The organism is Kitasatospora sp. NPDC094016 (assembly GCF_040304045.1).
Lineage (GTDB): Bacteria > Actinomycetota > Actinomycetes > Streptomycetales > Streptomycetaceae > Kitasatospora.
In genome coordinates this window covers 97745-109594 of the sequence record NZ_JBEOUK010000010.1, presented here as the reverse complement: position 1 = coordinate 109594, position 11850 = coordinate 97745, and the positions used below count along the sequence as shown (strand labels likewise).

The following is an 11850-nucleotide window of genomic DNA, read 5'->3' as shown; positions in this document are numbered from 1 at the left end:
TCAGCGCTCCTGCGGTTGGCTCGGGCCGAACGCCGCGCGCTCGGCGGCGACGGACCGGTGCTCCCAGGCCTCCCGGTCGCGCAGGTAGAGCGGCCGGTCGGCGACGACGGCCCGGGTCTCGGCCGAGCCCGCCGAGAGCCGCCACCGCACCGAGCCGGTGACGTGCGCCGAGCAGACCTCGATGAACGCCTGGCTGGCCCGGCGCAGTTCGCCGAACCAGCGGCCCTCCAGCGCCTCGCGGACCCACAGCTGCTCCTGGTTCAGCTTCTCCCGCAGCAGCTCGGCGGAGAGGGTGGCCGTCTCCAGGTGGCGGCGCGAGCGCAGCAGCAGCCAGGCGGCGGGCATCTCGCGGATCTCCAGCACCTTCGGCCCGTGGCCCAGGTGTTCGAGCCCGCTGTACCGGCCGAGGCCGTGCGCGCCGACCAGGTGGTTGAGGGTGTCGATCAGCTCGGTCAGCGGCAGCCGGCGGCCGTCCACCGCGACCGGGCGGCCGGCCTCGAACGCGACCTCGACGGCCTCCGGGGCCTCGGCGGGGCGCAGCGCGCTCCACTGGTAGAGCCGCTCGGGCACGGCGTGGTCCTCGGGGTCGTCGAGGATCCCGGACTCGAACTCCCGGCACCACAGGTTGGAGTCGCCGCTGACCAGCCGCTCGCTCAGCTGCTCCAGGCCCGCTTCCTTGAGCTCGCGCATCTTCTGGTCCCGGTCCACCGGGTCCAGGTCGTACGGGCTGCCGTAGCGCCCGGCGAAGCCGAGCAGTTCGAGGGCGCCGTTGAGCCGGCGCAGGGTGTTCTGGGAGCGGTTGGCGGTGTGCAGCACGGTGGTGGCGCCGAGTTCGCGGGCGGTGTCGACGGCGACCTTGGCGATCAGCGGGCGGCTGAGGGAGGAGCTGACCGGGTGGGTGTCGAGGTAGACGGCGTGCGCGGCGATGGCCGGGCGGACGTAGTCCTCGGCGAATTCCTGCCGGCCGTCGACCAGGTGCAGCCGGATGCCGAGCCGGTCGGCGATCCGCTGCTTGTGCTCGCTGCTCTCGTCCTCGCCGAGGTCGACGCTGACCGCGTGGACGTTGCGGGCGCCGGCCCGGGCCAGGCGGTGCAGCAGGTAGCTGCTGTCCAGTCCGCCGCTGAACAGGGTGACGACGGGGGCCGACGGATCGCGGGCGATCGCGTCGAGCTCGCCGAAGGAACGGACGACCTGGGGAGTCACCGCGATCCCTCCGTTCCCTGCTCGGCCAGGGCGGCGGTGAAGGCCGTCACCGTGGGCTCGTCGTACATCAGGTGCATCGGGACCTCGACGCCGAGCAGCGCCTCCAGCTTGCGGGTGGCGCGGACCACCTTGAAGGAGTCCCCGCCGATCTCGAAGAAATCGTCGTCCGGGCCGATGGCGGGCAGTCCGAGGACCTCGCACCAGACCGTGGTGACGGTGGCGGCCACGCCGTCGCCGGGCGGTGCTTGCGGTTCGTCGGTGACGGTGGGCAGGACGGCTCCGGCCCGTTCGGTCAGCAGGGCGCGGTCCAGCTTGCCGTTGGCGGTCAGCGGCATCGAGTCGACGGTGGCCAGCGACGCCGGGACCATGTACGAGGGCAGGGCGCCGCGCAGCGTCTCGCGCACGGCGGCGGTGACGCTCGCGGGCTCGGCGCCGGGTGCGAGCACCAGGAAGCCGACCAGCCGGGCGTCGCTGCCGCGGCCGTGGGCGACCACGGCCGCCTGCCGGACCTCGGGCACCCGCAGGGCGGCGGACTCGATCTCGCCCAGTTCGATCCGGTAGCCGCGGATCTTCACCTGGAGGTCGACCCGGCCCAGGAACTCCAGGCCGCCCACCGGGTGGGTGCGGACGAGGTCGCCCGAGCGGTAGAGCGGGCCGGGGCCGTCGCCGAGGTGGTCCGGGACGAAGCGCTCCGCGGTGAGCTCGGGCCGGTTGAGGTAGCCGAGGGCGAGGCCCTCGCCGCCGATGTAGAGCTCGCCGGGCTCGCCGTCCGGTACGGGCTTGCCGTCCTCGTCGAGGATCCACAGGGTGGTGTCCTCGATGGCCGGGCCGATGTAGACGGTGTCCAGGCCGGGGTCGCGCGGGGGCACCCAGGCGGTGCAGTAGATGGTGCACTCGCTCGGCCCGTAGAGGTTGGTCAGCGGCGCGGTGGACTGGGCGTGGAAGCGGCGGACCAGCTCGGGCGCGAGCGGCTCGCCGCCGGTGAGGACGCGCCGCAGGCCGTCGAAGCGCTCCTCGGGCCCGCGGGCCAGCAGGAACAGCTCCAGCAGCGAGACCACGCAGTAGAAGACGGTGATGTCGGCCGCGCGGATGGTCTCGGCGAGGTAGTCGGCGTCGCGCTGGCGGCCGGGGGCGGCGATGACGATGGTGGTGCCGGTGATCAGCGGCCAGTACACCTCGATCAGGAACATGTCGAAGCTGCACGCGGTGTGGTGCAGCATCCGGTCGTCCGGGCCGAGTCCGTGGCCGCGCTGGAGCGCCCGCAGGCGGGTGGTCACCGCGCGGTGCGGGATCAGCGAGGCCTTGGGCCTGCCGGTGGAGCCGGAGGTGTAGATGACGACCGCGGGCTGCTCGGCGAGGTCGGCCGCCGGCTCGAACGGGTCGGCCGGGCGGGCCGCCGCGCACTCGTCGACGGTGACGACCTCGGTGCCCGGCGACTCGGGGAAGCGGGAGCGCAGTTCGGGGGTGGTGATCAGCAGTCGGGGCGTGCAGTCGGCCAGCATGTCGAGGGTGCGGGCGACCGGGTCGTTGACGTCGAAGGCGACCTGGGCGGCGCCGGCCAGGACCACCCCGGCCACGGCGACCACGAAGTCGGCCGAGCGCTCCAGGTAGACCGCGACCCGCTCGCCCGGGCGCGCCCCCCGCTCGCGCAGCAGCGAGGCGACCCGCACGGTGCGGTCCCTGAGCTCGCCCGCGAGCAGGACCCGGTCGCCGTCGACCACGGCGGGGTGCGCCGGGTCGGCCTCCCAGCGGGAGAGGAGCAGGGTGTCGAGCCGTCGTTCGCCGTCGTCGAGAATCGTGGCCGTAGGGCTAGCCATGGAGGTTGTGTCCAATCGGTGTGGTCGGTGCAGGGGCGTCCCGGCGGCCGGGGCCGGCCGGGACGCCGGTTGGTTCACTGGTCGGCGTCGGAGCCCGGGGCGTCGGCGTCGGCGTCGGCCAGGGCGGGGCCGATGGCCGCGGTGAGGTCGCGGACCGTGGAGGAGTCGAAGAGCAGCTCGATGTCGAGCGAGCAGCCGAGTTCCGCCTCCAGCCGGGAGACCAGTCGCAGGGCGCGCAGCGAGTCGCCGCCCAGCTCGAAGAAGTCGTCGTCCGAGCCGACCTCCGGCAGTGCCAGGACCTCGCGGAACAGCCGGGCCACCAGCGCCTCGTGGTCCGCGGTGCCGCTCGGCCCGCCGGCCGGCGCGGCCTCGTCGGCGAACCCGGCCGGGGTGGGCAGGGCGAGCAGGTCGGTCTTGCCGGCCGGGGTGAGCGGCAGTTCGGCGAGGACGGTGACCGCCTCGGGGACCATGTACGAGGGCAGCGAGCGCCGCAGCCCGGCCTGGACGCCGGGGGCGTCGAGCGGGGCGCCCCGGTCGGTGGGCACCACCCAGGCGACCAGGCGGCCCTCCCGGACGGCGACCGCGGCGGCCGCGACCTCGGGCAGGGCCAGCAGGACCTGCTCGATCTCGCCGGGCTCGATCCGGTAGCCGCGCAGCTTGAGCTGGCGGTCCATCCGGCCGAGCAGTTCGATCCGCCCGTCGGGCAGGCGGCGGGCGTGGTCGCCGGTGCGGTACATCCGGCCGCCCGTGAACGGGTCGGTGACGAACCGCTCGGCCGTCAGCTCGGGCCGCTGCCAGTAGCCCTGGGCCACGCCGTCGCCGCCGATGCACAGCTCGCCGACGCAGCCGACCGGCAGCAGTTCGCCGTCCACGGTGTCCAGCACGTGCAGCACCGTGTTGGCGATCGGGCGGCCGACGGTGACCCGGGTGGTGTCGGCGGTGATCCGCTCGACGCTGGAGTACACGGTGGTCTCGGTCGGTCCGTACATGTTCCACACCGACTCGCCGCGCTCGGCCAGCGGCGCCGCCAGGTCCGCGGGGAAGGCCTCGCCGCAGCTGTAGAGCCGGGGCCGGCCGGCGCCCTGCCAGTCGGAGTCGAGCAGCGCCCGGTAGCGGGACGGGGTGGCCTGGAGCGCGGTGATGCCGTGCTCGACGCTGTAGCGGTCGAGTTCACGGCCGCTCAGCCCGAGCGCCTGGCCGCCCACGTGCACCGTCGCGCCGACGGCGAGCGGCACCAGCAGCTCGGCCAGCGAGGTGTCGAAGCTGAGCGTGGTGAGGGCGAGGAAGCGGGTGTCGCCGTCGAGGCCGGGGTGACGGCGGGCCAGGCTGTCCACCAGGTTCGCCAGCGCGCGGTGGCCGACGGCGACGCCCTTGGGGCGGCCGGTGGAGCCGGAGGTGAACATCAGGTAGGCGAGGCCGTCCGGGGCGGCGCCCGGCAGCTCGGCGGAGGCCTCCGGGAGCGTGAGGTCCAGGGAGGCCAGGTCGACGGCGGTGCCGTCCCAGCCGGCCAGCGCGGGCGCGCCGGCCGCGTCGGTGAGCACCACGGCCGGGGCCGCGTCCGCCAGGACGAGGCCGATCCGCTCCACCGGGTGGGCCGGGTCGAGCGGGACGAACGCGGCCCCGGCCCGGGCGACGGCCAGCATCGCGGTCACCAGGTCGGCGCTGCGGCCCAGGCAGACGCCGACCCGGTCGCCGGGGCGTACGCCGCGCGCGGCCAGCTGGCGGGCCAGGGCGTCGGCCCGCCGGTCGAGTTCGCGGTAGCTGTACCGGGTCTGCTGGTCGACCACCGCCGGGTGGTCCGGGCGGCTGCGGACCGCGTCGTCGATCAGCCCGGACAGCAGGGCCGACGGCTCGCCGCGGTCGATCTCGCTGCCGTTCCAGGTGTCGAGCTGGCGGGCGCGGGCCGCCTCGGGGACGGCGAGCAGCTCGCGGACCGGGCGGCCGGGCCGCGCGGCGATGCGGGTCAGCACCGCGACGACGTGGTCGAGCAGCGCGCCGGTCTCCTCCGGGGTGATCCGCCCGGCGTCCACCACCATCTGGAGCTGCATCTCGGCGGCGGCCCGCACGACCAGGGTGACCGGGTAGTTGGTCCGGGTCTCGTAGCGGACGTCGCCGACCGTGACCGCGCCGTGGGAGAGCACCGCCTCGGTGCGGTCCGGGTAGTTCTCGACGACCACGACGGTGTCGAACAGCGGCACGCCGGGCGCGGTCTCGGCCCAGCGCTGGATGTCGGTCAGCGGGGTGTGCTGGTGGTCCAGCAGCGGGTGGCGGGTCGCGGCGTGGCGGGCCAGCCACTCGTCGCCGGGCAGCTCCCGGTCGATCCGCACCCGGACCGGGACGGTGTTGATGAACATCCCGAGCATCTGGTCCGCCCGGTCCAGGTCGACGGGGCGGCCCGAGACGGTCACGCCGACCACCACGTCGTCGCGGCCGCTGTGGCGCGCGACCGTCCCCGCCCAGGCGGCCTCGACCAGGCTGCTGAGCGTGGTTGCCCTGCCGGCGGCCAGCCGCCGCAGCGCGGTGACGGTCCCGGCGGGCAGCTCGGCCCGCACCGTGCGGAAGTCGCCGGACGGCTTGGCGCCCGGGCGCACGCCCGGCAGGCTCAGCGTCGCCGGCTCGCGGTAGCCCGCCAGGTGGCCGGTCCAGAACGCGCGGTCGCGTTCGGTCTCCTGACGGCCCAGCCAGGCGATGTACTCGCGGAAGGCGGGCGGCGCGGGCGCCTCGGCGGCGTCACCGGACAGTCCGGCGGTGACCTCGGCCAGCAGCAGAGCGGCGGACCAGCCGTCCAGCAGCAGGTGGTGGTACGTCCACACCACCAGGTGCTCGTCGGGCAGGCGCAGCACCAGCAGCCGCATCAGCGGCGGCCGGGCCAGGTCGAAGCGCTCGCGGGCGCGCTGCTCCAGCTCCTCGGCGACGGCGCGCTCCCGGGCCGGCTCGTCCAGCCCGGACAGGTCGCGGAACTCGATCGGCAGGTCCGCCTTGGGCAGCACCACCTGGTGCGGGGTGCGGATCCGCTCGCGGACGAAGGCCGTGCGCAGCACCGGGTGCCGGGCGATGGCCCGCTGCCAGGCGGCTCCCAGCTCCGTCAGGTCCAGTTCGCCGCGCACCCGGAAGGTGGTCAGCTCGACGTACAGGCCGTGCTCGGGGGAGGTGGTGCTGTGGAAGAGCATCCCCTCCTGGGTCGGCGAGAGCGGGTAGATGTCCTCGATGTCGTTCACTTGGTGTCCTCTCCTGACCGGAACAGGGCGAATACCCGGGCCAGGTCGTCTTCGCTGAGGTCCGCGTCCGAGAACGCCTCGCCCGACCCCTTCGCGGGGGCCGGATCGGGCTCGGCGGGAGCGGTGGGCGGGGCGGGGGTGTCGGACGCCGGGGCGGCGGCGGGCGCGCGGTCCGCGCGCAGCCGGGCGGCGAGCTGTCCGACGGTGGGGTGGGCGAAGAGGTCGCCGGGGGAGACGGCCAGGCCCTGCCGCTGGAGTTCGGCGGTGATCTGGACGATCAGCAGGGAGTCGCCGCCGAGTTCGAAGATGCTGTCCTCGGGGCCGATCCGGGGGACGCCCAGCAGCCGGGACCAGACCGCGGCGATCTGCTCCTCCAGCCCCTCGGGGCCGGTCGCCGACGCGGCCTGCGGTGCGGACGGTGCGGCCTGCGACGCGGCCGGGACGGGCGCGGCCGGCCCGGTCGCGCGGGGGCTGACCAGCACGTGCGGGAGGTGACGGTTGGCCAGGATCCGGTCGAAGGCCAGCAGGCCCTGCCGGGTCGGGATGCCGCTCTCCGCGTCCGGGCCGGGAGCGTCCGGGCCGGGGGCGTCCGGGCCGGGGGTGGCCGGGGCCGGGCGCAGCACGAAGCCCTCGACGAGCACGGCCGCAGTGCCGTCCGGCCCGGCGACGACCACGTCGACGACCAGCGTGTCGCCCGCCCCGGCGTCACCGGAGCGGCGGTCCACCCGCACCACGGCCTCGGGGCCGAGCGGGCCGAGCACCACCAGACGGCGGTAGGCGACCGGCAGGTGGCTGCCGGTGCGGGCGGTGACGGCGCCGGTGGCGGTGTCCAGCAGCGCGGGGTGCAGCGGGTGCGCGGCCAGGTCGCCGTGGAACGCCTCGGGCAGGCGCAGCCGCAGCATCGCCCCGCCGCTCCCGTCCTCGCGGACCTCGGTGACGCTCTCCCAGCGCGGCCCGGTGCGCAGGCCGCTGGCGCCGCCGGGCCGCTCCCCGGCGGCGGAGGGCACCGCGACCTGCGGCACCGGGGCGCAGCGGGCCGCGAGGCCGTCGAGGTCCAGGCGCTCGGGGGCATCGCCCCCGTACGGCGCGATCCGGCCCTGGGCGTGCGGCCTGGACGGCACGGCGGTGGAGCGCACCTCCCACAGGTGCCCGCCGTCGGGCGCCGGACGCAGCCGCAGGGTGACCTCGGGCGGGGCGTCGGCGGGCATCCGCAGCGGGTGGGTGAAGACGGCGTCCAGCTCGACCGGCCCGTCCCCGACCGCCAAGTGGTGCCCGGCGACGGCGAGTTCGAGCAGCGCGGTGCCGGGCAGGACCGGGACGTCGCCGATCCGGTGCTCCTCGGCCGGCCAGGTACTCTGCCCGGTGCGGCGCAGCCGCAGCTCCACCGTCCCGTCCGGCTCCGCCCGGCGGGCGTCGAACAGGGCGTGGTCGAGCACCTCGCCGCCGTCGAGCCAGTCGCGCCGGCCGGACCGCAGCGCCATGCCGGTCTGCGACCAGCGGTCCCAGCCGATCGACACGGCGGCCCGGGAGCCGGCGGCGAAGCTGTCCAGGAAGGCGTTGGCGCCGGTGTAGTCGGCCTGGCCGACCGCGCCGGTGACCGCCAGCACCGAGGAGCAGAGCACCAGCACCGGCTGGTCCACGGCCGTCAGCCGCTCCAGCAGGACGGTGCCGAGCACCTTGGGGGCGAGCACCCGCGCCATCTCCCCGGCGCTGCGCAGGGCGGTGACACCGCCGCCGGGCACCCCGGCGGCGTGCACCACCCCGGCGATCGGGCCGTACGCGGCCCGGACCCGGTCGAGCGCGACGCCGAGCGCGGCCTCGTCGGTGACGTCCGCCTGGACGAGGCAGAGCCGGGCGCCGTGCGCCGTCAGCCCGGCGAGGGCCTCGGCCAGCTCCGGGGGGCAGCTCGCGGCGGGCGCCGCGGCCTCGGGGCGCAGGCTCCGCCAGCCGGCGCCGTCGGGGACGGCGCGGCGGGTGAGCAGGACGAGCGTCCGGTCGGCGTCCTCGGCGAGGTGGCCGGCCACGGCCAGACCGATCCCGCCCAGGCCGCCGGTGACCAGCCACACGCCGGACGGCGCGGCGGGCTGCGGCCCGGCCGGGTCGGTGAGGACGGGCCGCTCCGGGGCCGGCACCAGGTGCGCCCGGCCGCGGACGGCGGTCAGCGGCGCCGCGGCGTGCCCGGCGCGCAGCTGCGCCACCACGGTCTGCGCCGCCAGGGCCAGTTCCGCGGGCTCCCGGGTCGGGCAGTCCAGGTCGAGGGCGTGCACGGTGACGCCGGGCAGCTCCTGCGGCAGCACCCGCACCGCGCCCAGCCCGGCGGCGGCCTGCGGGGTGCGGGCGGGCTGCCCGGGCAGCCCGTGGGCGGCGTCGGTGACGAGCAGCATCCGCAGCGGCCGGCCGGGGAACGCCTCGCCCAGGGCCCGGGCGAGTTGGACCGGGACGGTGAGGGCGCGCAGCGCGCCGTCGGCCGCCTCGCCCGGGGTGGCCGAGTGCAGCGGCGGGGTGTCCAGGGCCCAGCAGGAGAGGACGGCGTCCGGCGCGGTGCCGCGCGCGGCCAGGGCGGCGGCGAGCGCGGGGAAGGCGGCGGGGTCGTCGGCGTCGAGCGTGAAGGGGGTGTCGAGCGTGAAGGGGGTGTCGAGCGTGAACGGGGTGTCGAGCGTGAACGGCGTGTCCTGCGCGGTGGACGCCCCGGCGCGGGCGCGGACCAGGCTGACCTGGGCGCCGGCGACGGTGAGCTCTCCGGCGACGGCCTCGGCGAGGCCGGACTCGTCGGCGAGCAGGAGCACCGACGGCGGGAGCGGTCCGGTGCCGGACGGCGGCAGCGCCTGCGTCCAGGAAACGACGTGCAGCCAGTCGTCCACGCCGCTCGCACCGTCGGAGACCCGCGCGGGCCCGGCGGGACCCTGGGCGGTGACGGCGGCGGTGGGCTCGGCGGCGGTGGGCTCGAACCAGTGCCGGGTGGGCTCGAACGGGTAGCCCGGCAGCGAGACGTGCCGGCGCCCGGCCCGCTCGCCGAGGGCGGACCAGTCGACCTCGGCGCCCCGCTCCCACAGCCGGGCCAGCGCGGTGAGCCGGGCCGGCGGCTGGTCCGTGGCGGGCGCGGCGCCGCCGAGGGTGGGCAGCGCGGGGCGCCCGGTGCCCAGGGTCCGCACGGCGAAGCCGCTCAGCCCCCGGCCGGGGCCGAGCTCCAGCAGCGGGCCGTCGCCCGGCAGCGCGGCGAGCGCGTCGGCGAAGCGGACGGTGTGCCGCAGCTGGCGTGCCCAGTACTCCGGCGACGCGGCCTCCTCGGCGGTGAGCTCATGCCCGGTCAGGCCGGAGACGAGCGGCACGGCGGGCGCCTGGACCGGGACGGTGGCGACCAGCCGGGCGAACTCCTCCAGCAGCGGTTCGGCGTCCCGGGAGTGGAAGGCGTGCCGCACGGCCAGCTGCCGGGCGGCCACGCCGCGCGCGGCCAGCCGCTCGGCGAGCCGCGCGACCGCCTCGGGGGCGCCGGCCACCACGCAGCGGTCGGGCGCGTTGACGGCGGCCGGCTCCGGCCCGGCCGGGTCGTCCAGCAGGGCGCGCAGCTCCGGCTCGGGCAGCGGGACGCTCAGCATCGCGCCGGGCGCCATGGTGCCCATCAGCCGGCCGCGTTCGGCCACCAGCCGGGCGGCGCCGGGCAGGTCGAAGACCCCGGCGGCGCAGGCGGCCGCGAACTCGCCGACGCTGTGCCCGGCGAGTGCGACCGGCCGGATGCCGAGCCCCGTCCACCACGCGGTGAGCGCGTACTCCACCGCGAACAGGGCCGGCTGGGCGATCTCGGTCCGGTCGAACAGGTCCGGGTGGGCCGGGTCGAGCAGCAGCTCGCGCAGCGGCGCCGCGGTCCACGGCCGCAGGGCGTCCAGGCAGCGGTCGAGCGCGGCGCGGAAGAGCGGCTCGGCGCGGTACGGCTCGGCCGCCATGCCGGGGTGGCCGGCCCCCTGCCCGGGGTAGAGGAAGGCGACCTTCTGACCGGTCCCGACGGCCTGGACGGCCTGGACGGTCTGGGCGGCGGGGGACGCCTCGCTCGAACGCCCGGTCAGGACGGCGCGCCGCCAGGGGTGGTGGCGCCGCCTGGTCTGGAGGGTGAACGCGGCGTCGCCCGCGTCGGGCGCACCGGGGCCGGCCAGCGCCGCGCCGATCCGCTCGGCGGCCCGGTCGAGCGCCCGCTCGCTCCTGGCGGACAGCGGCAGCAGCTCCCACCGCGCGGGCTCGGCGGCGGGCGCGGCGGGCTCGGCGGGCAGCGTCGGCGCGTCCTGGAGGATCAGGTGGGCGTTGGTGCCGCCGATTCCGAAGGAGCTGACGCCCGCGATCCGGGCGCCGTCGCGGCCGGTCCACGGTTCGGCCTCGGTCAGCACCCGGAACAGGCCGGGGGACAGTTCGGGACTGGGGTTCTCGAAGTGCACGGTCGGCAGCAGCGTGCGGTGCTGGAGCGCGAGCACCGTCTTGATCAGCCCGGCCATCCCGGCGCAGGTGTCCAGGTGGCCGACGTTCGACTTGACCGCGCCGAGCACCCGGCGGGAGTCCGGGGCGTCCGCGAACACCCGCCCCAGCGCGGCGAGTTCGATCCGGTCGCCGAGCGCGGTGCCGGTGCCGTGCGCCTCGATGCAGGAGACCTCGCCGGGCGTGACCCCGGCCACGGACTGGGCCGCCGAGACGACCCGGACCTGTCCGTCCAGGCTCGGCGCCGTAAAGCCGACCTTGCGGTTCCCGTCGTTGTTGACCGCCGAGCCGAGCAGCACGGCCCGCACGGTGTCGCCGTCGGCGACCGCGTCGGCCAGCCGCTTCAGCACCACCACGCCGACGCCGCTGCCGAAGACCGTGCCGGTCGCGTCGGCGTCGAAGGGGCGGCAGTGCCCGTCGGCGGAGAGGATGCCGCCCTCGGCGTGCAGGTAGCCGAGCCCCTGGCCGATCCCGGCGGAGACGGCGCCGGCCAGCGCCACGTCGCACTCGCCGCTGAGCAGCGCCTCGGCGGCCAGGTGGACCGCGAGCAGGGCGGAGGAGCAGGCGCTCTGCACGCTCAGGCTCGGGCCGGTCAGGCCCAGCCGGTAGGAGGTCTGGGTGGCGAGGTAGTCCTTGTCCCCGGCGGCCAGCCACTGGACGTCGGCCCGGTCGGCCAGGTGGGCCGCGTTGGGCAGCAGGTGGTGCGTCAGGTAGGAGTTGAAGCCGGCCGAGGCGTAGACGCCCACGCCGCCCTCGACGCCGTCGGTCAGCTGCCCGGCGTCCTCCAGCGCGGTGACCGCGCACTGCAGGAACAGCCGGTGCTGGGGGTCCATCAGCTCGGCGTCGCGGGGCAGGATGCCGAAGTACTCGGCGTCGAACTCCGCGAGGCCCTCCAGCACGCCGCCCGCCCCGACGAACCGGGGGTCGGCCAGCCGTTCGGCGGGGACGCCCAGGGCCGCCAGCTCCTCGGGGCTGCGGAAGGTGACGCTCTCGCGGCCCGCGACCAGGTTGGCCCAGAAGGCCCCGGCGTCGGGAGCTCCGGGGAACCGGCAGGCGAGGCCGGTCACGGCGATCGCGTCCGGCAGGTCCGGCGGTGCGGCGGCCGGGCCCCCGGGGGCGTGGGTGGTCATCGGGCTTTCTCCTCATGGGGT

4 protein-coding genes are annotated in these 11850 nt (G+C 76.7%); all 4 read right to left on the bottom strand.

All coding sequences use genetic code 11. The features are described 5' to 3' along the window. The gene (locus ABT015_RS12690) at positions 1-1203 is read right to left on the bottom strand and encodes an argininosuccinate synthase-related protein (RefSeq protein ID WP_350878865.1); all 1203 of its coding nucleotides are present in this window, start codon (positions 1201-1203) and stop codon (positions 1-3) included. Next, complete coding sequence (locus ABT015_RS12685) at positions 1200-3020, bottom strand: non-ribosomal peptide synthetase (RefSeq protein ID WP_350878864.1); 1821 nt, start codon at positions 3018-3020, stop codon at positions 1200-1202. The genes ABT015_RS12690 and ABT015_RS12685 overlap by 4 nt, the downstream gene beginning before the upstream one ends. Before the next feature lie 74 nt (positions 3021-3094). Beyond that, the gene (locus tag ABT015_RS12680) at positions 3095-6238 is read right to left on the bottom strand and encodes a non-ribosomal peptide synthetase (RefSeq protein WP_350878862.1); all 3144 of its coding nucleotides are present in this window, start codon (positions 6236-6238) and stop codon (positions 3095-3097) included. Then, positions 6235-11829 carry an SDR family NAD(P)-dependent oxidoreductase gene (locus ABT015_RS12675; protein WP_350878861.1) on the bottom strand — a complete coding sequence of 1865 codons (5595 nt, stop codon included), beginning with the start codon at positions 11827-11829 and terminating at the stop codon, positions 6235-6237. The genes ABT015_RS12680 and ABT015_RS12675 overlap by 4 nt, the downstream gene beginning before the upstream one ends. Positions 11830-11850: the final 21 nt, after the last annotated feature.

Coding starts and splice junctions, on each gene's coding strand:
- ABT015_RS12685 (WP_350878864.1), bottom strand. CDS start 3,020: ATGGCTAGCCCTACGGCCACGATTCTCGACGACGGCGAACGACGGCTC.
- ABT015_RS12675 (WP_350878861.1), bottom strand. CDS start 11,829: ATGACCACCCACGCCCCCGGGGGCCCGGCCGCCGCACCGCCGGACCTG.